This is a genomic window from Aeromonas sp. AE23HZ002T15 (assembly GCF_054165525.2).
This window is the reverse complement of record NZ_CM201342.1, coordinates 733,528-757,443: the sequence shown is the minus strand read 5'-3', so window position 1 is coordinate 757,443 and position 23,916 is coordinate 733,528. Positions and strand designations below refer to the sequence as shown.

28 protein-coding genes and 1 pseudogene are annotated in these 23,916 nt (G+C 57.2%); 13 read left to right on the top strand and 16 right to left on the bottom strand.

Annotated features, from left to right (window positions below):
• The 7 genes from ACT5M9_RS03395 to ACT5M9_RS03365 all read right to left on the bottom strand — a co-directional run bounded on the left by ACT5M9_RS03395 (nt 1) and on the right by ACT5M9_RS03365 (nt 5,009).
• Nucleotides 1-315 (bottom strand): hypothetical protein, encoded by a 315-nt coding sequence (locus ACT5M9_RS03395; RefSeq protein WP_457977931.1) that lies wholly within the window; start codon nt 313-315, stop codon nt 1-3.
• A gap of 89 nt (nt 316-404) precedes the next feature.
• Nucleotides 405-908: a RadC family protein gene (locus ACT5M9_RS03390; RefSeq protein WP_457977932.1), complete on the bottom strand. Its 504-nt coding sequence runs from the start codon at nt 906-908 to the stop codon at nt 405-407.
• Between the two features lie 383 nt (nt 909-1,291).
• Nucleotides 1,292-1,639, bottom strand: coding sequence for a YkvA family protein (locus tag ACT5M9_RS03385; RefSeq protein WP_457977934.1), 348 nt, complete (start codon nt 1,637-1,639; stop codon nt 1,292-1,294).
• 70 nt (nt 1,640-1,709) lie between these two features.
• Nucleotides 1,710-2,543 (bottom strand): YfjT/YkfB family phage-associated protein, encoded by an 834-nt coding sequence (locus tag ACT5M9_RS03380; RefSeq protein WP_457977935.1) that lies wholly within the window; start codon nt 2,541-2,543, stop codon nt 1,710-1,712.
• Between the two features lie 145 nt (nt 2,544-2,688).
• Complete coding sequence (locus ACT5M9_RS03375; RefSeq protein ID WP_457977937.1) at nt 2,689-3,126, bottom strand: YfjT/YkfB family phage-associated protein; 438 nt, start codon at nt 3,124-3,126, stop codon at nt 2,689-2,691.
• 28 nt (nt 3,127-3,154) lie between these two features.
• Nucleotides 3,155-3,703 (bottom strand): recombinase family protein, encoded by a 549-nt coding sequence (locus ACT5M9_RS03370; protein WP_457977939.1) that lies wholly within the window; start codon nt 3,701-3,703, stop codon nt 3,155-3,157.
• 355 nt (nt 3,704-4,058) lie between these two features.
• Complete coding sequence (locus ACT5M9_RS03365; protein WP_457977941.1) at nt 4,059-5,009, bottom strand: DUF932 domain-containing protein; 951 nt, start codon at nt 5,007-5,009, stop codon at nt 4,059-4,061.
• A gap of 108 nt (nt 5,010-5,117) precedes the next feature.
• Here ACT5M9_RS03365 and ACT5M9_RS03360 point away from each other — a divergent pair.
• From ACT5M9_RS03360 to ACT5M9_RS03335, 6 genes and pseudogenes are all read left to right on the top strand, one after another.
• Nucleotides 5,118-5,246, top strand: a pseudogene (locus ACT5M9_RS03360) (helix-turn-helix domain-containing protein); the annotation flags it as partial.
• A gap of 450 nt (nt 5,247-5,696) precedes the next feature.
• A complete protein-coding gene (locus ACT5M9_RS03355) occupies nt 5,697-5,912 on the top strand; it encodes an AlpA family phage regulatory protein (RefSeq protein WP_520395670.1) in 216 nt (71 codons plus the stop codon).
• A gap of 499 nt (nt 5,913-6,411) precedes the next feature.
• A complete protein-coding gene (locus ACT5M9_RS03350; protein ID WP_457977943.1) occupies nt 6,412-7,455 on the top strand; it encodes a YagK/YfjJ domain-containing protein in 1,044 nt (347 codons plus the stop codon).
• A gap of 34 nt (nt 7,456-7,489) precedes the next feature.
• The gene (locus ACT5M9_RS03345) at nt 7,490-8,752 is read left to right on the top strand and encodes a hypothetical protein (RefSeq protein ID WP_457977945.1); all 1,263 of its coding nucleotides are present in this window, start codon (nt 7,490-7,492) and stop codon (nt 8,750-8,752) included.
• Between the two features lie 582 nt (nt 8,753-9,334).
• Nucleotides 9,335-9,889, top strand: coding sequence for a hypothetical protein (locus ACT5M9_RS03340; RefSeq protein WP_457977947.1), 555 nt, complete (start codon nt 9,335-9,337; stop codon nt 9,887-9,889).
• A gap of 262 nt (nt 9,890-10,151) precedes the next feature.
• Nucleotides 10,152-10,565 (top strand): hypothetical protein, encoded by a 414-nt coding sequence (locus tag ACT5M9_RS03335; RefSeq protein WP_457977949.1) that lies wholly within the window; start codon nt 10,152-10,154, stop codon nt 10,563-10,565.
• 254 nt (nt 10,566-10,819) lie between these two features.
• Here ACT5M9_RS03335 and ACT5M9_RS03330 read toward each other — a convergent pair whose 3' ends face one another.
• From ACT5M9_RS03330 to ascN, 9 genes are all read right to left on the bottom strand, one after another.
• Nucleotides 10,820-12,028, bottom strand: a complete 1,209-nt coding sequence (locus tag ACT5M9_RS03330; RefSeq protein ID WP_457977950.1) for a tyrosine-type recombinase/integrase — start codon at nt 12,026-12,028, stop codon at nt 10,820-10,822.
• A gap of 353 nt (nt 12,029-12,381) precedes the next feature.
• Nucleotides 12,382-13,443 carry a type III secretion system export apparatus subunit SctU gene (gene sctU, locus ACT5M9_RS03325; RefSeq protein ID WP_457977952.1) on the bottom strand — a complete coding sequence of 354 codons (1,062 nt, stop codon included), beginning with the start codon at nt 13,441-13,443 and terminating at the stop codon, nt 12,382-12,384.
• A complete protein-coding gene (gene sctT / locus ACT5M9_RS03320; protein ID WP_457977954.1) occupies nt 13,440-14,228 on the bottom strand; it encodes a type III secretion system export apparatus subunit SctT in 789 nt (262 codons plus the stop codon). Before sctT ends, sctU begins: the two co-directional genes overlap by 4 nt.
• The gene (gene ascS / locus ACT5M9_RS03315; protein ID WP_042654982.1) at nt 14,225-14,491 is read right to left on the bottom strand and encodes a SctS family type III secretion system export apparatus subunit AscS; all 267 of its coding nucleotides are present in this window, start codon (nt 14,489-14,491) and stop codon (nt 14,225-14,227) included. The genes sctT and ascS overlap by 4 nt, the downstream gene beginning before the upstream one ends.
• Before the next feature lies 1 nt (nt 14,492).
• Nucleotides 14,493-15,146, bottom strand: coding sequence for a SctR family type III secretion system export apparatus subunit AscR (gene ascR / locus ACT5M9_RS03310; RefSeq protein WP_438548546.1), 654 nt, complete (start codon nt 15,144-15,146; stop codon nt 14,493-14,495).
• The gene (sctQ, locus tag ACT5M9_RS03305) at nt 15,143-16,078 is read right to left on the bottom strand and encodes a type III secretion system cytoplasmic ring protein SctQ (RefSeq protein ID WP_438548545.1); all 936 of its coding nucleotides are present in this window, start codon (nt 16,076-16,078) and stop codon (nt 15,143-15,145) included. Before sctQ ends, ascR begins: the two co-directional genes overlap by 4 nt.
• Nucleotides 16,075-16,815, bottom strand: a complete 741-nt coding sequence (locus tag ACT5M9_RS03300) for a type III secretion system needle length determinant (protein ID WP_457977956.1) — start codon at nt 16,813-16,815, stop codon at nt 16,075-16,077. Before ACT5M9_RS03300 ends, sctQ begins: the two co-directional genes overlap by 4 nt.
• A gap of 372 nt (nt 16,816-17,187) precedes the next feature.
• Nucleotides 17,188-17,649 (bottom strand): type III secretion protein, encoded by a 462-nt coding sequence (gene sctO, locus ACT5M9_RS03295; RefSeq protein ID WP_457977958.1) that lies wholly within the window; start codon nt 17,647-17,649, stop codon nt 17,188-17,190.
• Complete coding sequence (gene ascN, locus ACT5M9_RS03290; protein WP_457977960.1) at nt 17,646-18,968, bottom strand: SctN family type III secretion system ATPase AscN; 1,323 nt, start codon at nt 18,966-18,968, stop codon at nt 17,646-17,648. The genes sctO and ascN overlap by 4 nt, the downstream gene beginning before the upstream one ends.
• Before the next feature lie 188 nt (nt 18,969-19,156).
• Here ascN and sctW point away from each other — a divergent pair, with 188 nt between their 5' ends.
• From sctW to ACT5M9_RS03255, 7 genes are read left to right on the top strand one after another with little or no spacing between them, the layout of a single operon-like run.
• Complete coding sequence (gene sctW, locus ACT5M9_RS03285; protein ID WP_457977961.1) at nt 19,157-20,035, top strand: type III secretion system gatekeeper subunit SctW; 879 nt, start codon at nt 19,157-19,159, stop codon at nt 20,033-20,035.
• Nucleotides 20,016-20,297: a TyeA family type III secretion system gatekeeper subunit gene (locus tag ACT5M9_RS03280; RefSeq protein ID WP_457977963.1), complete on the top strand. Its 282-nt coding sequence runs from the start codon at nt 20,016-20,018 to the stop codon at nt 20,295-20,297. Before sctW ends, ACT5M9_RS03280 begins: the two co-directional genes overlap by 20 nt.
• The gene (gene acr2, locus ACT5M9_RS03275; protein WP_457977965.1) at nt 20,294-20,665 is read left to right on the top strand and encodes a SycN family type III secretion system chaperone Acr2; all 372 of its coding nucleotides are present in this window, start codon (nt 20,294-20,296) and stop codon (nt 20,663-20,665) included. Before ACT5M9_RS03280 ends, acr2 begins: the two co-directional genes overlap by 4 nt.
• On the top strand, nt 20,662-21,027 hold the full coding sequence (gene ascX, locus ACT5M9_RS03270) for a type III secretion system protein AscX (RefSeq protein ID WP_457977967.1): 366 nt from the start codon (nt 20,662-20,664) through the stop codon (nt 21,025-21,027). Before acr2 ends, ascX begins: the two co-directional genes overlap by 4 nt.
• Before the next feature lie 2 nt (nt 21,028-21,029).
• On the top strand, nt 21,030-21,374 hold the full coding sequence (gene ascY / locus ACT5M9_RS03265; protein WP_457977969.1) for a type III secretion system chaperone AscY: 345 nt from the start codon (nt 21,030-21,032) through the stop codon (nt 21,372-21,374).
• The gene (gene ascV / locus ACT5M9_RS03260; protein ID WP_457977971.1) at nt 21,307-23,469 is read left to right on the top strand and encodes a SctV family type III secretion system export apparatus subunit AscV; all 2,163 of its coding nucleotides are present in this window, start codon (nt 21,307-21,309) and stop codon (nt 23,467-23,469) included. Before ascY ends, ascV begins: the two co-directional genes overlap by 68 nt.
• Nucleotides 23,466-23,906 (top strand): LcrR family type III secretion system chaperone, encoded by a 441-nt coding sequence (locus ACT5M9_RS03255; RefSeq protein ID WP_457977973.1) that lies wholly within the window; start codon nt 23,466-23,468, stop codon nt 23,904-23,906. Before ascV ends, ACT5M9_RS03255 begins: the two co-directional genes overlap by 4 nt.
• Nucleotides 23,907-23,916 lie beyond the last annotated feature (10 nt).

Here is a 23,916-nt window from a genome sequence, read left to right as displayed (position 1 = left end):
TTAGCGATACCTAAGTTGAATGTCGATAATGGTGCCAGGCACATTGTGACGCTGGCGTAGCTTGGTCAGATGCTCAGGGAGTCCGCTCAGGTTTGTCAGTCGCCCTCGGTAGAGCCGGGATAGATTGACGTAGTCGGGATGGCTCACGGTGATGGTCACCTGATGTCCTGGCTGCCAGCGGCCAAACAGGCGAGCTTTGGCCTCCTTGATGGTGGTGATGCCGGGAGCGGGTAACGTCTGCCGGTTGCACAGATGCAACTTGTTAAGCTCGGGGGCATAGCGATGCACCTCGAGCGCGGTGATAAGACGGGTCATGTTCGGTGACTCCAAGGATGCAAAGGGCCAGCCTGTGAGGGCTGGCCCTTTATGTTGTTTGTTGATGATCGATGGGATGGTCGCGGTGACTATCCGACAAGCATCCCCCGTTCAGCCAGCGATACCACGCCCTCAGCGCCAACCACCAGATGATCGAGCAACCGCACATCCACCAGAGCTAAGGCCTCTCTGAGGGCCTGAGTAAAGACCCTGTCTGAGTGGCTAGGTTCCGGGTCACCGCTGGGGTGATTGTGCACCACGATGATGGCCCCGCAGTTGAGTTGCAGAGCCCGCTTGACCACTTCCCGTGGATAGATGCTGGCGCTGCCCAAGGTGCCGCGAAACAACTCCTCAAAGGCCAGTACACGGTGTTGGGAGTCGAGGAACAGTGCGCCAAACACCTCATGCTCCCGGTCTTGTAGTAAGGTTTTCAGCCGTTCGGCGGCCTCTGTGGTACTGGTGATGGCAGTGCCTTTGGCCAGCCGTTTGCGGGCAATTTGGTTGGCAATACGCAGCAGGTCTTGCTCGGTCACGGGCTCCGTGACGACATAAGTGCCGGGGCATTCCCCGGCTTTGAGTTTGTGGTAACGCATAGTGGTCTCCTGAAAAAGAAAGACCCCGGTAGCGCGAGGCATACCGGGGCTAAATGCAGAGGTGTTGTTGGTTCAGGTTGAGTAGTCTAGTGGCACAGAGAAGTGGCTTCGGTTGAGGTCGTTGGCTTTCTACCTCGCATCAGCTCAGTAGGCATGTGCATTGTCACTCCCGCCGCTTTTTCCGGTGCAGGTTCCGGCACTATGACCTGGATCCCGGAGAAACTTCCGGGCCTGCCCTGAGGGGCAAGGAGAGCTCGAGGCGATTGGGTGCGGCACGCTGTCCGGCACTATGGGCTGGTGCCGGGAAGTGACCCCTACCTAGGCGATGGGCAGGGTCATGTCGCCTCGCTCGAAGGAGATAGGCATGGTGTTCTCCTTAGGGGCTAATCTTGGTCGAACAGGTCACGCAGCTTGCTGGCGACCAGGGCACGGATACCGTCATCGATAAAGGCAATGATGCTGGCGAGGGTGGCACTCAGCACAGCGAGGTCATCGCCAAGGCCCATCGGTAGCAGGTCTGGGATAGCGTCAATGGGGGCGATAAAATAGAGCAAGGCACTGGTTATCAGCATCCTGACCCACAACGGCAGGTGTGCTTTCTGGCGGGTGTAGTAGAGCAACAGACAGGCCTCAACCAAAGGGCGGCCGGCCCGTTTGGCCAAGACCTTGAGCTTGCGCCAAAACCCTGAGTGATTGAAGGGCTCACAGCTGGGTGGGACGAGCGGTGGCATGCGGTTCTCCTATCGATGGGCATAAAAAAACCGGTGCACAAGGCACCGGCTGGTTAAGGTTGAGTCGCAACTAGGACTGCGGGTCAAACTGGTAGGTCACTTCCCCTTGGTCTGTCAGCAACTGCAGCTCAAGCAGGGTGCAGCGCTTTGAGAAGGGAAGCGTGTGTGTCTGACCAAAGCCAAGGGTTACCGGAAGCTCGTGCGCTGGCAGTAAAGGGCAGTTACCTCGATTGAGGATGGCATTGCGCAGGGTGATATTGTTGCTGTGGGAGACGATTTCTACTTTCTTAAAGTATTGCCGGGGTGCCCACTCCTGAAAGTACCAACGAACGCTGAAGGTGGAGGGCGGCAGGGCTGCCGCAACCGGTGCGGGAGCGGCTTGCTGCTCTGGGGCTGACGGCTGCACCTGCGTTGATGCCGGTGACGCTGTCGCGTCCTTGTCCCATGTCAGACACCCAAAGTCAGCACTCTGAGTGGCGGGCAACACCGATGCCGCATCTTTAGTAGGAAGAGCGAGCTGTTGCCCATCTGCTGTCTCTACCACCATGGTCTTGGCGCTGCGCATCTTGTCCCAGAGGAAGAAGAAGTTACTCTCCCCGACTCGAGACTCGGTGTCATAAGGCTCATCGAAGCGCTGACCATCAATGACGATGGCAAAACCTGGCTGGTCAACGCCACCGTATTGTTTGCCGTTGACCGTCGCGGACATCCTGACTTTACGAAGGTCATTGCAGGCGATATACAACTGATTATTCTCATCCACCACAGCGGCATACTCGGTGGTACCTTGCCCCCACCCGGTGCTCCACCGCCCGGCCTCACCATAGGCCATTGCATTACCTGCAGACAGCAGGCCTGCTAGCACCAACGCGCTCAGCAGACCGTCAATTCGTGCATTTCGCATTTATCTTTTCCCTATTCAGAACATGTGGCCAAGCTCATTTTTCTTAAACCCCAGAAAGGCAATCCACCTGCGGAACTGACTAGCAGTTTTCGCTCTATCAATAAGCATGCTTCGGGGGTGATAAATAGCAGGACAGATACGAGGGTTAGTTCTGCTGGCCATCACATTGAGTGACATCGGCAGGTAATACCTTGGCTAAATTCGAAGTGGGCAATTCGAATGATTGTGGCGGTTCATTGGCGGCTATGACAGTGATACGTTTGGCGCTGCGCAATTGAGTCCAGAAGGGACGGAATTTTTCGTAATCTTCATCATATTTGAACTGAATACTATCAAAATAAAAGTTATCAATGCGTTGCCCATCAATAACAATAGCATCAAGGCGGATGTTGCTGTGCTCATTGGCAAAACCCATCTGGACCTGATGATTAGAGCAGGTAATATAAAAATCAGAGCGCTCGGTAACAGCTATGTAATAGCGGGTTTTCCCCAGACTGCCGTCAGACTGTTGCCAACTCGGCTGTGTAGCAGCACAACCACTGCATAATAATGTCATTGCTAATATCGCGATGGATGTTTTCATAAAGCTCCCTTTTAAACACGGATGTGTATTAACGTTTTATTGTTTTGAGGATCCGCTGCACACTTGAGAGACTGATCCCTATTCGTCTGGCAATTTCCACCTTGGCGAGCCCTTGTTCAACCAGCGCCAGCACTTCATCTCCCTTGGCCATTGCCGTGGGTTTACGACCCTTATAGACCCCACGTTGCTTGGCTAACTGGATCCCCTCAGCTTGCCGCTCCAGCATCAGCTCCCGTTCAAAGGTGGCGATGGCACCTATCATGGTCAGCATCAACTTGCCGGTTGGGGTAGAGGTGTTGATCCCTAGATTGACGATCCTCAGTGCCACCCGCTTGTTCTGCAAATGCTCAGAGATCTCCAAAAGATGTCGGGTATTACGTGCCAAGCGATCCAGCTTAGTAACCATCACCACGTCCCCCTCACGCACAAACTTCAACAGCAGGGTAAGTTGCGGCCGGTCGTCCTTGGCCCCACTCACCTTCTCTTTGAAGATCTTGCTGCACTCGGCCAGCGCCTGTAGTTGGGTGTCCAGGCTCTGTCCTACCGTGCTGACTCGTGCATAACCCACCAGTGCCATAGTCTCCTCCTGGTCAATAGGGCAGGGTACACTGACGTCACCAGCCAAAAGCCTCAAACAAACCCTATTGACCTGAAAAGGGCTAAAAACAGTGCCTATTTCGTGCGTGTCACAAGGGCCTGAGCTATTGACCAAATACCAGTGATTGAGATGAATGACGGGCCGTTCTGTGATCGGCGGCCCGTAGTGATTTCGTAGCGCGGGCAATCGCTACGCATTGATCTGAATGGACTTCTGCGGATGCTGGAGTCTGACCATATTTGCCTTTCGCTTACACGGCATAAATGCCCCAGCCCGGATTGGCCTATGCCAATCTGGGTGAGGGGTCATGTGGCGAGAAATAAACGAAGGGAAATTACTGCAACAGGGTTAGAGCCCGATTTAATGCCTGTGCTTTGAGCTGGGCGCCCTGGCCGAACCAAGCGGAATCGAGTCGGTGATCCTGACTACGAGCACGACGATGATGATCAACGTATTCGGTAACCGCATTGACCAGCCCCCAGGCGGTATTGCGCGAGCTGGAAAGCTCCGAGCCCATGCCTGCTCCCTGATAGAGCTCGTGCAGCTTTTGCACGGGACGGGTGAGGATGATGTTCTCCTCATCCAACGGTTGTGCCAGCAAGTCGCTAAAGAAGTGCAGGGCTTCTTCAGGTGCAACTGGTCGCTCTGCCAGTGCCTTGGTCTGGATCTGGAATTCATCCCAGTGGTAGAGCCCCAACCCCAGTGCTTCTTTTACTGCCATGGCATCGAACTGGGTGGAGTGGGGCACCTTGATGGCGCCAGTACTCTCTTTCAATGCCATCTGTAAGGTATTGTTGCAGACGACTCGTAGGGAGGTGAATTGCGCTGTCGTACACAGCGTACCATCGCAACTGGTAGCAAGCAGTAGATAGGACTTCACCAAGTCACCGCCCTTGAGCTTCAAATCTTGGCCAGTCTTGGCCAACGCCCACAGCTTGCGGCCGCCCTTGAGGGAGCCTGCCGTTTCCAGCTCGAAGCCACCGACCTCCACCAAGTCTTGATAGAAGTGCAGCACCTCATGGGGCTGCACCACGTTGTAGCGCTGGGAGACCACCGACAGGGGCTCCAGAGTATCGGAGCGGTAGAGTACCTTGCTGTCGGGATAGGGGCGAATATGCAGTGCATCGGAGGCGATGTTAAACATTACGTCGCTCTGCTCGATGGTCCAATTCATTCCGGCAGCTTGCAGCCAAATATCCAAAGACTGTTGTGGTGGCAAGATATTGCCAAGGCCATGCCAGGGTGTTTGGCCGGTATAGGCCATGGTGTCGATAAGGTGAGCCATATGTCCTCCAGGATAATTGAAATGCAGGCGTACGCCTGTGTACTCATGAGGGGATGTAGGTCTGAGATTTTCTGGAAATAGAACCCCACAGTGGATGCTCTGTTCAACGATGGGAACCGACCCACCGAGCAAGGGATCATGCTGAGCCAGCAATTGGCCCGGCTGGATAATGCCGACCGTACCTTGCTGCTCGACACCGTTGAACGTCTAGTGTTCCGATTGGGTCGAAATGAGTGAAGCACCGGGTTAGGCTCACTGAGCGGGGGCGTAAGAAATTACGCCCCTTCATCATGGTAATGAGACCCAGGTCAGAGCTTCAGGAGGGACGGTTGAACAACCTGAGAAGGGGGCCGGTTGTGGCGCAGAGAGGCAGATATTTCCCTGTGTTCAAGCGAGAGATATAGGTTTGAAAAACGTTGTGAATAATTTGTAAATAATTGATATAAAACAATGATGAACTAACAATGGGCGCAGAGAACTAACTCTGGAAGTGAGATATGCCCTCCAAGTATAGCGAGTTGTTGGGGGTCGCTTGAGTAGCGGTGTGATTAAGCCATTTTGGCATGAAACGAGGAGGTTCTTCATATCTAATGATTCTCGCTTGCATTTAGTTAAAGTAAGGCTAACTTGGCAGTAGCATTGCTCGGCATTGGATACTGGGTTGGTTATAGTCTCCCCACTAACGCAATGGAGGTAGCTATGACATCAGGTTTCAAGATCTTGCGCTGCAAGGATCTCATCAAAAAATTGGGGCTGTCCCGCTCCTCGCTCTACGATCGACTGGCCCCCTCTTCGCCTCGGTTTGATAAGAGCTTTCCCAAGGCAATCCGCTTGGGTGCCAATTCCGTCGGGTGGTTCGAGCACGAAGTCGATCAGTGGCTGCTTACGCGCCGTACACCTTAACTCTGGGCGTCACGCCAAAAATAGATAAAGAGATGTCCGGCATTTATTTTATTCAACCATCGATAAGGGTCTTCAATTTAAAATACGAGCATTAGATTCGTCTTCTGTAGTTATTGTTATTGTTTGTTAGGTATGCCTATAAAAAATATATAGGGCGCACCTATGAATAACATGTAAGTATATATGCAACCTAATACACGAAGGGATAGATAATCCAAGATATAAAAGAGTAGGCAGCTGCTGCATAGGAGGTAAAGCATAACCGTGGCAGCAAGAGATAGCAGTATATATACAAGTGTAATTTAGCAAGCCAAATAATGATGAACACAACATGTGCATATCAGGAGGAGTACTACAGGGAACCAATAGCATAGGCTAGATAGGGGGCGAATTGAGCACCAAATAAACCCAGTTAATTATCAGTCAAGCATTCATTTAAATGGCTATTAAGCAGCCTGAAACGCTGCTAAAAGCATAGCGATTATTATCAGGTATCTTTATGTATTCTATTTTTGGTGTTGACTCAGAAGCGTTTAAAATCTCGTGTGAAAGTGTTTTTGATATCATGGATAATGACGTGCTGGCCGTTGATAAAGTCCGCTCAGACTTTAGCGCGGTGCGTTCGTGCATACTCTTTCTTGATAAGCTTTCTCAGCAAACAACGCCTTTTTCACTTCTGACCAAAAATAGGCGATTGGGCACCTTTGGTCAGGAACTGCTGCAATGTGCCAAATCAATTACTGCGGTGAATATTAAACCCCAGGTGTTTATCTATAACCCTGTGGTCCATCTGTTTGCGGATTTCATTGCGCTTCATCGGTTGCATGATGAACTGGAGAATCTGCGGTGGGCCCCTGAGCATGAATCCCTGTTGCTGGGTCACCTCGAGCACTTGAAAGAGGACCTGAACAGCCCTGATACGCGCAAGGCAATCAAACACTTTAAACGAGGCCCTGCCAAGAACTACAAGGCGCTGGAAAAGTACGTCGATGCCTTGTTTACCCGCTACGCCAGGTTGCTGGTCATTCGAGTCGACTTAGCCTTTCTTGAGGCTGAGCGCGATAGCGTGTCACTGCAAGACGTGGTGAAGTATCGCGAGCAATTGCTCGGGGACCGGCGCAACAGTGTCTTTCTCAAAGACGCTGTAGGCTATGCCTGGAGTCTCGAGTACGCAGAGAGGACGGGGTACCATTACCATCTGGTGTGTTTCTACGACGGCTCCAAGCACCGTGAAGACATCACAATCGGGTTGGGTATCGGTGAGCAGTGGAAGACGATCACCCAAGGCAAGGGGCGCGTCTATGTGTGTAATACCCAGAAGGAGTTCTATCGGTTCTGTGGCATCGGAGCTGTGGATTACCATGATGGCACCAAGCGTGAGTACGTGCGCAAAGCCCTCGCCTACCTGACCAAGCCCCAGATTTTTGCTAAAGTGGCTTGCCTCCTCAAGGGGAAGGTGAGAACGTTTGGCCGAGGTGAGATGCCCAAAGGGCCGCTTAAACCGGGCCGTCCTCGGGGTAAGTCAGACGGGTTATTGCCGTAGAGCGATGTCCTGCAGGCGATAGAGCAGCAAAGGAATGGCAAAAGCACGGTTCAATTCGAAGAGGGTTGCTCGTCAGAGTAAAAAGCTAGCAACAATGCAAGTCCAGAGCCTTCAGCTCGGTGGTGTTGTGGGCATCCTGACCGTTGATTATACGTTGATGGCTACATTGAGTAGATGCATTGGGTTGCTGGCGGAGTTTGAAGCGCGAGCTAGCGAAGATGATGGGCCAGCCTTTATTCGTCACTCAGATATGGGGTCGGCACAGATAGCTGCGGCGAATGATTCACGGCTATATTTATGTCGCTCCCCTGACTTGAAGGAAGGATTTCCTATCATTGAAGCTAGACGACTGGGGATAGTTTTTTTAGAAGCGCTAAGGTTGGTCCCTCATTTACGGTCGTACAGTCAACAGCATGAGTTGATGCCATTACTCCAAGCATTGTTGGATGTGAGGAATGATTTTTTGGATGTTGCGGCTGACCTAAGGTGGTTCAGTGGCAATGATGCATTACCGTTTATATGCTTATCACGATGGAATTTGGCGGTTGTTGCGCTACAGTCGCGAATAAGCACTAGCGCCTTTCAAAGGAAGGCATACTCGTTTTATGCGTCAGTGCGGGATATGGTCGATGGCCGAGTGAGCAAACTCAGGAGCCTCACTCATGCTCCTGATAAGTTATCTTATCTCAGCGTCATTGACTTGTTCTTTCATCATGAACGCTATCCTGATGTAAAGGACGCCAACACTTTCTTCCAGCATCAACGACACAAAACCCATTTTTCTCAAATCGTTCAGGCTGTAGAGAGTTTGATAGCTAAACTGAGGAAGCGTAAGCAGCTTACGTTTTTTGACGGGGTAGTGGTATCCATAAAATACTCTGAGGCAAGAGGGTGGTATGCTAGTGCCATGTTGTTGTTCAACTACCCAGAGAGGCTGGCAAATAACATATCAGAGCGCGTACATGAAGCTGCGACTGCCATAATGGAAATATGGTGTTTAGAGATCAGCGCAGTTGATGGTAAGGGTGGAAGCCCTATTTACCCACATGCATCAATACATACCCCCGCATTTCTCTGTCCTTCTTTGCCTGTCATTAACAGTCAAAATGGCAGACTCTATTTTTTCAGCGCGAATGCATCAGAACCACATGAGAACGATGCACTGACGGGTGAGCAAGAGAAACTCAAACCGATCGTTGATGCTCTTGATTATCTGTTCCTTTCGCAATGCTTCATGAGGTACAAGGTTGATCTAGAGAGATCCGAGAGCCGGATGATAAGGTCTTATCGCTTATAGGGTGTGTGCAGGGGCAATGCATCGACCATAGTAGTAATTGAGCCGCGAAGAATCAAATCACTAGATAGACGAACTAATGGTCAGGGAAGGTGCCGCATCAGCCCAGGGCAAGATCATGAACGTTTTTAGTTCCTCTCCTGAGGAGTTGACCTACGGAGCGCGCCGTGATCCCATGCCTGCCTTTTGGAAGGCATCACCATGGATATCGACGTCATCAAGCAGCATTTCATCAGCATCCAGGACTAACGCCAGAGAGCCAAGGTCGATGACCCCATGTTTGACCTCCTCTTCGGCACCCTCTGTGCGGTGTGGACCTATGCTGCGTGCTGAAGAAACCAAGGCCAGCGTCCCGGTGAAGCAAAAACGCTGTTTGATGAGCCCCGAATTTTAAGAACGAGTACTGCTGGTAGGATTTCCGATGTTGGCTAATTTATGAGCATTCATGCGGAGGCCCTGTAATAGATGTAGATCATTGCAAAAAGTGAAACTATGGCTAATGATAGCCCCCCAATCAGCAAAGATGACATATCAGAATGTTGATGTAGGCGAGTGGCAGTGACCCCATAAACAGAGGAGCCAAAATTGAAACTAACTGAAAAATTAAAAAAAACTAGTATCCGTTCAAATATATCATATCTAATTTCATTAACGGCAATAATTTATTTCGTAATGACTTTATTAAAGGGCGGGTATTTAGCATCCTCTGATAGTAAATATAGTCTGATTCAAACCATCCATACGCTCATTGATTATATAATTCAAAAAACATGGATATACCCCATAAATGAAGTTTGGAGTGTGATACCATTCTTTAATTTTGAAGATAGAGACTTATTGAGTACATTTAAGGTTGTAACTCCTCCAGCAATTGTATTATTAATCTGCTCGTTGTTCATTGCTGACCATAGAGCACTGAAAATAAAATATTATAATTTAAAATCTGAAATTGAAAGGGAAATTGCTCTGCGAGAAATGCGAAAAGATGCTGGCCTTGAAGTAATGGAGAGCAGCACAACTGTTGATATTGTTATCAGCAATGCCACAAATAACGATCCATCTTGGTCTGGAAAATGGTGGGGACAAATTATTATTGGCGTATCCATCGCATTAATAGTTGCATTGATTGGGGTAAACTAGCACAAAGTTTGTAAGAAACATATGGGTGGCTATCTCTTAGGATTAACCGGTCAATACCGACGTCTATACCCTAAAAATATTGCTATACCTCGCTCATATGAGAGAGTTAAGGATAGTCAGAACAAAAAACCGCCATCATAACTGAACAGTAATAACACATAGTCTTTGCTATATTGAAGCGCAAAAATACGAAAATATTTATTTCCATTTTATCTAACTAGATAGAACCATTATCGCCACCAATCAAGGATCGATATTTAACATGCTCAACTCTCCCCAAAGAATATTTAAAAAAAGTACTTTGATGTTCTTGGTTGTTATTTCAACCTTATCATTTTCTGTCAGTGCATTATCTCTTAAAGAGTATGCAGCTATATACAATGATGAATCCAATCTATCAGCCTATAATCAAAAGATAATGTATCTAAATGGTATTGCGGACACATTTAATGTGTTAAAAATGAACACGAATAAGGTTTTCATTTTCAACAGCCCTCAGTTCTGTACTCCACATGACTTCTCTTTCGATGCTGCATTCTTAGATAGAGAAATAAACAATGAAATTAATGACAAGGAGTTTTGGCGAGCAACCTTAGGCGAAGAATGGGACAGCTATCCGCCGGCATTCTTCGTGACAATGAAATTAAAAGAGAGATTTCCCTGCAAGGGGAAATAGATAATCCATCTATGGATGTGTTGTGAATTGAATCTACCCCCATACCCTCAACACCTAACCCATACTAGGTGTTTCATCAATCGTGAAATACCGATTATTGCTGTGTAGCCGCCCGATAAACAGCACAGCCACAACGTTATGCCGCCGAGCTGGAGGCAGAAGTGGTCCGGCTACGTTAAGCGCTCGCGCAAGCCAACATGGAGCGTGACATCATAAAAAACATAGAAGGAAGCGGCCAGATGGCCGCTTCCTTCTTATTCAGTTGGCAAATCACCTGACACAAACTGAGCCCAAACATCCATCATAGGCCGACGCTGATCCAGCAAGTCAGTGCGATGGTACGCTGCTTCTACCTTGTTCTGCACTGTATGGGCTAGCGCTCGTTCGGCGAGATCTCTGGCATAGCCTTGCTCACTGCACCAGTCCCGGAAGCTAGAACGAAAGCCGTGTGCTGTTGCCATGCGACCAGGAGTACAGCTTTGCGCCTTGGCTCTTCTCAAGAGCATAGTCAGCACCGTGTCTGAGAGCGGCACTTGGTCTCGGGGCGAAGGGAATACCAACTCATCATGCAATCCTCTTAACCCTATCAGGATCTCGACGGCCCGAAGAGATAACGGAACACGATGTTGTTGCTTGGCCTTCATACGCTCGGCAGGCAAGGTCCAGACCCCTGCCTCTAGATCTACTTCAGACCATCTCATTGCTCGGACTTCACCAGAGCGGCAAGCTGTCAGGATCAAGAACTCCAACATCGAGCGGGTTACATCGAAGCGCTGAGCCGTTCTCAGATGTTTTTGTACAAATGCAGGGATATCACGCCAGGGCATTGCTGGCTGGCGTTCTACTCGGACGGATTTGCTTGGTTGAGCCGCAAGAAGATGGCTGACTACATCAACAGGGTTGGCAGAGGTATAGCCATGAGCCCATGCCCAAGCCATGACGGCATGTAATCGCTGTTTAACACGGCTTGCCGTTTCCGGAATAGATAACCAGATCGGTTGCAAAACTGAAGCGATATGAGCAGGCGTAATGGTATCGATGGGAAGTGCGCCAATCGTGGGGAATGCGTACTGCTCTAGTGTGGTGATCCACTGCTTACCATGCTTGGGGTTCTTCCAACCCGGCAGCAAGCTCTCATAGACCTGCCTCGCGGATGACTCAAGAGTTGGGATCGTAGGTTTGTTCTGCTCCTGCAACCGGATTTCTAGCGGGTCGAGATTGTTGGCCAGTTGTTCACGCATCACTTGTGCAGCTCTAGCAACGTCAGCGATGGAGATCTCGGGGTAAGTCCCAAGGCCCGCGTTACGACGTTTCTTTGTCAGTGGGCTGACGTAACGGAATACCCATTTCCCTTTCCCTTTGGTTGTGGAAGGGTGCAACGTCAAACCAGTGACTCCGCCATGGGCAAGAGGCTTATCTTCAGGCTTTATGTTGCGGGCTTTTGTATCGGTGAGGATTGCCATCAGGTAGCCTCTATGGGAATTGGATATGCCATCCAGTATGCCACGATGCGTGCGCAGTGGTAGCATGGTGTTGGCCTGTATTGGACGATATGTGATTTTAACTTGCTGATATTTAATGGTTTTATTGGTTTGTTTGAAACGGATAGGACTGATTTGCGGCGGTCACCCCCTCCGCCATCTATAGAGCCCAAGCGACAACGTCGTTTGGGCTTTTTTGTGTCCGTGATCCTGAGTGTGCCACTCGGTACAGCATTTAGTGCTGGCTGGAGTGTTCGACACGAGTGTCTTGCTGAAGCGTGATCTCTGGCTCTCGTTACCCCATTGTCATCCGATCGTGCAGCAAAAAATCCCGATCAGGATGCATGGTGCCCTTCTGCCTGACGCCACTGTTCCAGCCAGCGCAGCACCTCGGCGGTCGCTTCGATCTGGTCGGCCGGGATGTAGTGGTTGAGCAGGGCGTCCCGATAGAGGGCGCGGGCCAGCGGGATCCGTTGCAGCACGGGGATCCCCTCCTCTTCGGCAATTTTTCGAACCTGCAGCGCCTGGGCATTGGTGAACTTCAGGGTCACCAGCGGCAGCGGTGTCTCCCCCCGTTCGTAGCGGATGCCGATGGCGATGTGAGTCGGGTTGGCGACGATGACCGAGGAGCGCTTCACATCGGCGCGCATGTTGCTCGATTGCAGCTCCTGATGGAACTGTCGCCGTTTGCCCTTGATCTCCGGGCTCCCCTCCATCTCCTTGTATTCCCGTTTCACCTCGTCCTTGCTCATCTTGAGCTGTTTGATGTGCTGGAAGTGCTCGAAGGCGTAATCGGCGATGGCGATCACCACGAAGCCCATAGCGCAGACGGCCATCAACTGGCCCAGCATGGCGCCGAGCACCGGGGTTACGCACACCATGCCGCAACCCGGCAACTGCAGCATGGTATGCAGGTTGCCCTCTATGGTGATCCATACCAGCAGGCTGAGCAGGATGACCTTGAGCAGGGATTTGGCAAACTCCATCAGGCTCTTGATGGAGAAGATCTTCTTGGCCCCCTCCACCGGGTTGATCTTCTTGATGTCCGGTTTGATGGACTCGCCGCTCAGCAAAAAGCCGTACTGGGCGACATGGGAGGCGAGCACCACCAGCACGGAGACCGCCAGGATCGGGATACACAGATAGGCCAGCTCCTGTAGCAGATTTTCGACCACATGGTTGAGGGCCTGTGCAAAGGGGAGCTGGATGTGGGACTCCGGGATCAGCATCAACTTGCCGAAGTGCTCTAGGTAGTAGTCGGACATCCCCATCAGCATGCCGATCAGCACCAGTATGATGGCGGTGGAGATCACCTCCTTGCTCTTGACGACCTGCCCCTTCTTGCGGGCGTCCCTCAGCTTCTTGGGAGTGGGCTGTTCGGTCTTCTCGCCGCTCATCTCGCCTCCAGCACCGGGGCGAGCAGACGCAGCGGATCCATCACCGCCAGCACCTGGCGATAGACGTGATCCATCATCAGCTTGATGTAGATGACCAGCAGCAGGCTGGCGACGGCGCTCTTGATCGGCATCGCCAGCACGAAGACGTTCAGCGAGGGGGCGAAGCGGCTGATCAGGGCCAGCCCGAACTCCGCCAGAAACATGGCGATGAGCAGGGGGGCCGCCAGCAAGGCGCAGAGCAACAGCATCTGGCTGAACTGGCCATAGAAAAAGCTGATCCACTGGCTGCCGATGGCGGGGAAGAAGTGGGTCACCGGCCAGCTGGCGTAGCTCTGGAACAGGGCCCCCAGCAGGCTGAGGAAGGCCCCCCCGGCGAAGAACAGGGTGATCAGGGTCTGGGTCAGCAGCAGGCCCGTCGGACTGGTCTGGCTGGCGAGGCTCGGGTTGAACAGGGAACCCATGGCGGCCCCGCGCTGGTTGTCGATGAGAAAGCCGCTCGCCTCTATGGCCCAGAAAGGGATGGCGGCCACGAAGCCGATCAGCAGACCCAGCAGCACCTCCTTGGCGATCAGCAGGGCCAGCGCCATGCCATCCATGGCGGGCGGCAGGCTATGGGCCACCATGGGGTAGGCGTAGAGCGCCAGGGAGCAGATCACGCCGTTGCGGATCATGGCTCCCCCCAGCATCTGCTTGCTGAGGATGGGCAGCATCACGAAGCAGCTGATGAAGCGCGGCAGCAGCAGGGTATAGGCCAGCATCTGGGCCTGCAGGGTCTCCAGGGTCATCGGATCTGCGGCACCTTGAACAGCACCATGTCGGCGAAGCTGTAGAGCTCGTTGCCGAGCCAGGCCGTGGTGGCGAACAGGGTGATCACCACGGCGATCAGCTTGGCGACAAAGCCCAGGGTCTGCTCCTGGATCTGGGTCAGCGCCTGCAGCAGCGAGACCAGGGTGCCCACCAGAGCGGCGACCAGCACTGGCGGCATGGAGAGGATCAGCACCAGCCAGAGAGTCTGGCTGGTGAAATGCAGGATATCGGCGTGACTCATCTCAGCCCCCGTAGCTGGTGACTAGCCCGTGGGTCAGGCGGGCCCAGCCATCCAGCAGCACGAACAGCAGCAGCTTGAAGGGCAGCGAGATGGTCATGGGAGAGACCATCATCATCCCCATCGCCAGCAGTATGTTGGAGATGATGAGGTCGATGGCGATGAAGGGGAGATAAATCAGAAACCCTATTTCGAAGGCGCGGCTGAGCTCGCTCACGGTGAAGGCGGGCAGCAGGATCAGCAGGCTGTCCGGCTCCAGCCGATCGGCATATTCGCTCGGCCACAGCTGCTTGGTGCTGTCGACGAAGAAGGCGTGCTCCCGCGGCTTGATCTGCTTCTTGAGGAAGGCGCGGTAGGGCGCCATCCCCTCGTCGAGAAACTTCTCCACCGACTCGGACTTGGCCAGCGACACCTCGTTCTGGCGCAGGTAATCCTGGGTGGCAAAACCGACCGGGGCCATCACATAGATGCTGAGGATGATGGCCAGCCCGTACATCGCCATGTTGGGGGGGATCTGCTGTACCCCGAGGGCGTTGCGCAGCAGGGAGAAGACCACCGCCAGCTTGACGAAGGAGGTGGCCATCACGGCGATGAAGGGCAGCAGGGCCAGCAGGGCGAGGCCGACGATGAGGTTGAGCTCATCCGGTAGCTGGATCATGGCTGCGGCTCTCCACTCAGGGTCTCGACACGCACCCCCAGGCGCCCCTGGATCTCCACCAGTCGGCCGACGCCGATCCGATGACCGTTGCCGAAGATGCGCACCTCCCCGTCGAGGGGCGTGCCGAGATCGATGAGGGAGCCAGGTTGCAGGCTGGTGAGGCTGTGCCAGTCCAGGGTCTGGCGACCTACTTCGAAGCTCACCTGAATGGGCAGGCTCTCCAGCTCGGTCGGGCCGAGCGGTTCATCGGGGGCGGCGGTATACATATCGGTCAGTTCCAGATGTTGTGGGTGGGGTTGGCAATAGGCGAGGGGGCGTCCCTCCAGGCAGGCCAGCAGCCGTTGGCCCAGCATCGGATGGGGCGGCGGCAGCAGCACGTCGCCACAGGCCAGTCCGGCCAGCTCCATCACCGAGAGGCGCATCTCCCCCCAGCGCAGGGAGAGGAGCAGTGGCAGTGGCCGACGCTCTCGGGGTGGACGTGGTGGCAGTCTGGCCAGCAGCGGCTCGGGTTGATGCAACCAGAGCGAGAGGCAGACGCCTTCCCGCTTCAGCAGGATCTGCAGCGCGGGCTCGCCGGGGATAGCCGCATGACTGCTGGTCGCATTCTGGACGAGAGCCGAGCAACTGAGGCCGGATAGGGGCTGTCCCAGCCGCTCGATCAGCGCCAGTTGCAGCGGTTCGGGCAGGCTGAACAGCGCCGCCTGTTGCAGATCCGGGGCCAGCCAGCGCGCCAGCTCGGCGCCCTGGCATGCGAGCGTCAGAGCCAGTCCCTGCCAGTGCAGTTGCAGCCGGGTATCCAGGCCGACGGGTGGCAGGCCTATGGAGAGAGATAGCTCGCCACCCGACCAGTCGAAGTGCCGGCGATGCTGACTGAGACGCCGTTGCAGGGCCAGCTCTGCGACGGAGGCCGCGGGCAGTGTGATGGGCATCATGCGTCTGCGTCCCACTCTTCATAGAGGGATCTCCGCTGGCGCGAGCCCTGCTCGCTATCCCCGCGGGTGAAGAGATCGAGGGAGACCTGCTCGCCGGGATAGAGCCGCTGCAGGCGGTCGAGCAGCTCGCCGCGCCCCTGGCTGAGCTGAGACTGCCCCTGGCTGGTGGTCAGGATCTCCACCTGCAGCTCGCCCGGATGGCGGGCGATGCGGATCGCCAGTTCCCCCAGCTCCGGCAGATTGAGGCGCAGCAGGGGGGGGCGCTGTGCACGCCCCAGTTCGAGGTGAATATCCACCGCCAGCCGCTCCAGCAGTCGACCCAGTTCCTCACTGGGATCCGGGATGGCAACCCTGGCCAGCTGCAGATCCCCCGGCGTCCTGGCAAGGGGGGGGATGGGTTGCGAAGGATAGGTCGGCACGGGCTCTGAGGGGCTATCCTCCTCGCGCTCGGTGGCAAACGTGTTCGTCCCGGGCAAACCGGCATCCTCCTGTGGCCTGGGAGGAATGGCCATCTGTGACTCCTGATGGGGCTCTGCGCCGGGCTGGCGAGCCGTCGCCCTGGCCGCAGGGGAGGGGCTCGTCTGATCCTGAGGCAATGAGGCCGCCGACAGGGGCAAGAGTGGCGCCAGGCCAGCCTGGCTCTCCCGTCTTTCATCCTCTTCCTGCCAGCAGGGGTCGGTTGACGACTCCAGCTCGCCCTGCTGCCGTTTTTCTTCAACCTGGTGCCGGTCTGGCAACAGCCCCTCGAGGCGTGCCTCCTGGTGTGACCCCTCTCCTTGCAGAGGTGCATATTGCAGAGGTACACAGGGAAGGGGCGAGGGCGCGCGTGTTTGTGGCCTTTCATCGGTCTTGAGCATGGGCCCTTGCTCTCTCGCCAGGCGCTGCGGCTCTGTTTGAGAAAGGTCGGCTCGTGGATCCCGAGCCGGGGACATGGTCCGCTCGGATCGTGCCGATTGTTCCCGCTCTGGTTGGGGATCCGCCTTCGGCTCCCGGGCTGGACGCATCGCCCGTTCGAATCGGGCCTGTTGTTCCCGATCGGCCTGGCTGAGATGCGGCTCGTCGGGCTGGAGGGATGCTCCACCGATGGAAGTGACTCGATTCATGGCTGGTTAGATCCTGATCTGCTGGCGGAACTCTTCTTGTTCCTGCTCTTCGTTGTAGTCGCGCAGGGCCCGCTGTGAAGCCAGCTCCTGGCGGTGAAGTTCGGCAAACTTTTCCTGTTGCTGGCGGGCTCTATGCAGCGCCAGTTGGCGTTCCTGCAGCCTGCTGCGCTCCTCGGCCACCCGCTCGGCCTGCTCGGCGGCAGTCTGCTCCAGCAGCGCCTCTCTCTCCCGCAGCAGGGCCACCTGTTGCTGCCACTGCTCCAGCCCCCGGCGATCGAGCGGTTGCTCCTGGCAGAGGAGGAACAGGCGGGCCTCCTCCTGCTGGCGCCACTGGCGGTAATCCAGAGTCTCCTGCTCGGCGTCGCGCTGGCGGGTGCGCGCCAGCTGCAGCCGAGCCTGCTGGGTGGCGAGCTGCTGCTCGGCCCGCTCCCGCCGCAGCCCCTTGATCTTCTGCAAACGGCCTATCATCGGGTCAGTGCCGCCAGGGTGGAGAGGGCCTGCTCCAGCGAGCTCGGTTCATGGGTCCCCTGCCTGAGCCACTGGCGGATGAGCTCGATGCGGGCGATGGCCTCGTCGGCGATCGGATCCTGCCCCTTCTGGTATTCGCCGATCTGCAGCAGCAGCTCCACCTCCTCATACTTGGCGAGCCAGCTGCGCAGTCGGCCGGCCTGCTCCTTGTGGTCCGACCCTATGATCTGGTTCATCACCCGGCTGGCGGAGCGCAACACGTCGATGGCCGGGTAGTGGTTGGCCGCCGCCAGCTTGCGCGAGAGGATGATGTGGCCGTCCAGGATGGAGCGGGTCTCGTCGGCGACCGGCTCAGTCATGTCATCCCCCTCCACCAGCACGGTGTAGAGCGCGGTGATGGAGCCCCTGTCCGATTGACCGGCGCGTTCCATCAGGCGGGGCAGGGCGGCAAACACCGACGGGGGGTAGCCACGCCGGGTCGGCGGCTCCCCGGCCGCCAGACCGATCTCCCGCTGGGCGCGGGCGAAACGGGTGACGGAGTCCATCAGCAGCAGCACCCGCTTGCCCTGATCCCGAAAATATTCGGCGATGGAGGTGGCGACGAAGCCCGCCTTGGCCCGCTCCATGGCCGGGCGATCCGAGGTCGCCACCACCAGCACCGCCTTCTTGAGCCCCTCCTCGCCGAGATCCGCCTCGATAAACTCCCGCACCTCCCGTCCCCGCTCACCGATGAGGGCGAGCACGGTCACATCCACCTCGGCGCTGCGAATGAGGGAGGCGAGCAGGGTGCTCTTGCCACCGCCGGCGGCGGCGAAGATCCCCATCCGCTGCCCCTCGCCACAGGTGAGCAGGCCATCGATGGCACGGATGCCGAGGGAGAGTGGCTGCTCGATCAGCTTGCGGCTCATGGGGGGCGGAGCATCCCGGTAGACCGGATACCAGGCGGCTGGCTCCGGCAGGTGGCCGCCCCCGAAGGGGTTGCCGAGACCGTCCAGCACCTGCCCCAGCAAGTGATCACCCACCCCGACCTGGTGCATGGCGCCGGTCGGGCTCACCTCGGTATTGGAGGAGATGCCGAACATCTCCCCAAGGGGGGTGAGCAGGGCCTGGTGCTGGGCGAAACCTATCACCTCCGCCTGCAGGGATAGGCTGTTGTCCGGGTTGCGCAGATGGCACAGCTCGCCGATGCGCACCCCGGGCACCACGGCCTTGAGCAGGGTTCCGGTCACCTGCGTGACCCTGCCACGGATCTGGATCAGCCGGCAGTCGTCGATGGCGTGGCTGAGCTGGCCGGCGATGTGGTCGAGGGAGAGGGTCATAGGGATAGGGGCTGATGAAACTGGCGGCCACTATAGGGGAGGACGGCCGCGCGGGATTTCAGCGCGAGCCGGGAGTTTTTAGAAAACCGTTGGGAGCGGGCTAAAAATTCACGGCCGATTTTGGCATAGGGGATCCGGGGGGATTTTTATAATGCCGCCTCTTCAATCCACCCATCACGGGAGCGTCCATGGCCATTATCCAGAACAACCCCTATAGCCCGGCCACCCAGCCGGAGCCGCGCGCTGCGGAGGGGGCATCCCGCCAGCTTGCGCCCCAGGGCGGCCAGTTTCAGGGGGAGCGGGTCGTGCTGGCCAGCGCGGCTCAATCCCTGGCCGATGCGGCCGAAGAGCTGACCTTTGTCTTCTCCGAACGCACCGAGCTCTCTTTGGCCAGGCGAAAGCTGAGCGACAGTCACGCCAGGATCAGCGAGATCGAGGCCCTGGTGGGGGACTATCTGGAGAAGGTGCCGGAACTCGAGCGCCAGCAGAAGCTCAAGGAGATGATCGGCCACCTCGGTAGCGGCCGGTTGGCCAATCTCTCCCAGCTGCTGGCCTATCTCGAGAGCTTCTCGGGGGAGGTGAGCGAACAGTTCGAGGCGCTCTGCCGGGCTCGCGATGCGTTGGCGGGAAGACCCGAGCTGCAGGGCACCCTGCAACTGGTCGAGCAGGCGCTGGCCAAGCTGGCCGACGAACAGGGCACCGCCATCGTGCTGGGGGCCAGGATCACGGCGCCGGCGGCCGAAGCCGCCAGGCAAGGGGTCGGGAGCGCGCAGGATCTGCGGGATCTCTATCGCGATGCGGTGCAGGACTATCGCACGCTTGCGTCCGCCTGGCGCGACATTCACAGCCGTTTTGGCAACGGTGCGCTGGAGAAGGTGACCGGCTTCATGATGAAGGCGCTCAGCGCCGATCTCGACACCCAGCAACGCTGGCTCGATCCGGTCAAGCTGGAGCGGGTGATGAGCGACATGCACAAGCTGCGGCTGCTGAACTCCCTCTCGGCTCAGGTGGACGATCTGTGGCAGCGGGTGAAGGAGGGGTCGGCCCATGGCATACGGGCCTTCTGATCTGATGGGGGACCTGATCGCCCTGGTCGAGAAACGCTGGGCCAGCGTGCGGGATGTGGAGCAGATCGGCGTGCGGCTCGCGCTGGTGAGCGCCCGCGAGCAGGTGCTGCTCTACCAGGAGCTCAAACGGTTGATCCGCCTGCTGCCGGTGGAGCTGTTCAGCGAAGAGGAGCAGCGCCATAACCTGCTGCAGTGCTGCCAGGGGGCGCTCGATGGTGCCATAGAACGAGAAGAGGACGAGCTATCTGGAGATCCATCATGAACTGGATTGACCCCCTGCTGGTGCAGTTTTGCCAGGATCTGGGCCTCACCCTGGGGGGTGACCCTCAGCCCCTGATCCAGCTTGAACTGGAGCAGAGCGGCACCTTGCAACTGGAGCAGCACCAGGGACAGTTGACTCTCTGGTTGGCCCGCAACCTGCCCTGGCACCAGAGCGGTGACGCCATCCGCCGGGCCATGACCCTGACGGCGGCGGCCCAGGCCCCCGCCTTGCCGGTGCGGGTCGGTTGGCTGGCAGAGGATCGGCTGATCCTGTTCGTCACCCTGGACGAGCGGGCCCTCACCCTGCCATTGCTGCACCAGGCGCTGCGCACCCTGACCCAGCTGCAGCGGGAGGTGCTGGCCCCATGAGTCGCATCACCGCCGCCCATATCGGCATCGAACGGCTCAGCGCCATCACCCTGGATGAGCTGGAAGCCAGTCTGCCTGGGCGTTACGCCCTGTTGCCGGATGGCCAGTCCATCGAGCCCCATATCAGCCGCCTCTATCCCGAGCGTCTGGCGGAGCGGGCGCTGCTCGCCTTCGCGACCCCCACCAGCGGCTTCCACGATCTGCTGCGGCCCGGGGACTTCAACCAGGGGATGCAGGGACTGAGGGCCGTGCTGTCGCAGGGAGACTCCGCCGAGCTGCGGGCGGCCGCCAGCCTGCTCGAGCGGATGCATCAGGATGAACAACTGATGCAGATGACGCTGCATCTGCTGCACAAGGTATGACCATGACCCTCTCGTCACGGCAGCAGGATCTGCTGCTGCTCACCGGCTGGTTGCACCTGCAATACGGCCACCCCGATCGCGCCTGCACCCTGTTGGCCGCCCTGCTGCAACTGCATCCCGAACATCAGGCCGGACGGCGCACCCTGCTGGTTGCCCAGATCAAACTGGGCAAGGGGGAGGAGGCGCTGTCCCATGTGGAGCTGCTGATGCGGTCGGGGGAGGCGGACGGGCCGCTCTGGCTCTGCCGCAGCCGGGCCTGTCAGCTGGTGGGGCGGCTCGATGAAGCCCGTTTTGCCTATCAACACTATCTCGAACTGGAAGAGCAGAATGAATCAACGCTCCCTTGAGCTGCTGCGCCGCATCGGCGAGCGCAAGGACATCATGCTGGCGGTGCTGCTGCTCGCCATCGTCTTCATGATGGTCCTGCCGCTGCCGCCGGTGGCCCTCGATATCCTCATCGCCATCAACATGACCATCTCTGTGGTGCTGCTGATGATGGCGGTCTACATCAACTCCCCGCTGCAGTTCTCCGCCTTCCCGGCGGTGCTGCTGATCACCACCCTGTTCCGGCTCGCCCTCTCGGTGAGTACCACCCGGATGATCCTGCTGCAGGCCGACGCCGGCCAGATCGTCTACACCTTCGGCAACTTCGTGGTGGGGGGCAATCTGGTGGTGGGGATCGTCATCTTCCTCATCATTACCATCGTCCAGTTTCTGGTGATCACCAAGGGCTCGGAGCGGGTGGCGGAGGTCAGCGCCCGCTTCTCCCTCGATGCCATGCCTGGCAAGCAGATGAGCATAGACGGCGACATGCGCGCCGGGGTGATCGACGTGCACGAGGCGCGGGAGCGCCGCAGCATCATCGAGAAGGAGAGCCAGATGTTCGGCTCCATGGATGGCGCCATGAAGTTCGTGAAGGGGGACGCCATCGCGGGCCTCATCATCATCTTCGTCAACATCCTGGGGGGGGTCACCATAGGGGTAACCCAGAAGGGGCTATCGGCCGCCGATGCGCTGCAGCTTTACTCCATCCTGACGGTGGGGGACGGCATGGTCTCCCAGGTGCCGGCCCTGCTCATCGCCATCACCGCCGGCATCATAGTCACCCGGGTGTCGTCCGAGGAGTCTTCCGATCTCGGCTCCGACATCGGTGCCCAGGTGGTGGCACAGCCCAAGGCGATGCTGATCGGCGGTGTGCTGCTGGTGCTGTTTGGCCTGATCCCGGGCTTCCCCATGATCACCTTCTTCGCCCTGGCGGTCGTGGTGACGGCGGGGGGCTACTTCATCGGGCTGCGCCAGCGCAAGGTGCTGAACGGCAGCCAGGATCTGCCCACCGTGCTGGCTCAGGGGGCCGGAGCGCCGGCGGCCCGCAGCAAGCCCAAGCCGGGCGGCAAGCCGAGGGGCAAGCTCGGCGAGAAGGAGGAGTTCGCCATGACGGTGCCCCTGCTCATCGATGTGGATGCGACCCTGCAGGCCGAGCTGGAGGCCATCGCCCTCAACGACGAGCTGGTGCGGGTCAGGCGGGCCCTCTATCTGGATCTGGGGGTACCGTTCCCCGGGATCCACCTGCGTTTCAACGAGGGGATGGGACCCGGTGAATATCTGATCCAGCTGCAGGAGGTGCCGGTGGCGCGCGGGTTGCTGCGACCCGGCCACCAGCTGGTGCAGGAGAACGCCTCCCAGCTCGAGCTGCTGGGGATCCCCTTCGAGGAGGGGGCGCCGCTGTTGCCGGGCCAGCCCACGCTCTGGGTGGCCAACGAGCATCAGGAGCGGCTCGAGAAGTCGCGCCTCGCGGCACTGACCCCGGATCAGGTGGTGACCTGGCACCTCTCCCACGTGCTGCGGGAATATGCCGAGGACTTCATCGGCATACAAGAGACCCGCTATCTGCTTGAGCAGATGGAGGGGAGCTATGGCGAGTTGGTCAAGGAGGCGCAGCGCATCATACCGCTGCAGCGGATGACCGAGATCCTGCAGCGGCTGGTGGGGGAGGACATCTCCATTCGCAACATGCGCGCCATCCTGGAGGCCATGGTTGAGTGGGGCCAGAAGGAGAAGGATGTGGTGCAGCTTACCGAGTACATCCGCAGCAGCCTCAAACGCTACATCTGCTACAAGTACGCGAACGGCAACAACATATTGCCCGCCTACCTGCTCGATCAGCAGGTGGAGGAGCAGATCCGTGGCGGCATTCGCCAGACCAGCGCCGGCAGCTATCTGGCGCTCGATCCCACCATCACCCAGGGCTTTCTGGATCAGGTCCGCCACACGGTGGGGGATCTGGCCCAGATGCAGAACAAGCCGGTGCTCATCGTCTCCATGGATATCCGCCGCTATGTGCGCAAGCTCATCGAGGGGGATTACCACGCCCTGCCGGTGCTCTCCTATCAGGAGCTGACCCAGCAGATCAACATCCAGCCGCTCGGGAGGGTCTGCCTGTGACCGGTGATCCACTGCTGCCCTGGTTTGCGGAGCGAGGGATAGCCTGCGCCAGGCACACCCTGTGCAACACCCCGATCCCGCTGGGATATCTGTTTGAGCACGCCGGCCTGCGGGTCGCCTGGCGTGTCGAACGAGGGGAGCGCCGCATCTGGATCGTGTTCATCGAGAGGGTGCAGGGGAGGCAGGGGTTGACCAACCCCTTCGCCGCCCTCTATCTCCTGGCTCAGGCCGGTTTTGCCGTGTTGGGGGCAGGCTACCACCTCTATGGCAATGTCAGCGTGCTCAATGGCAGCCCCTTGAGCAGCGAACGGCTGTCTCGCTTCTATCGTCGCTGGACCGGGGCGGCAGAGCCCTCACCGGGTTGGTTCTCACTCGATGTCGCCGAGGTTATCTCGTTGACATCCATGAGAAAACAACAAAACGACGACGTCCCTTGATAGGCACGTT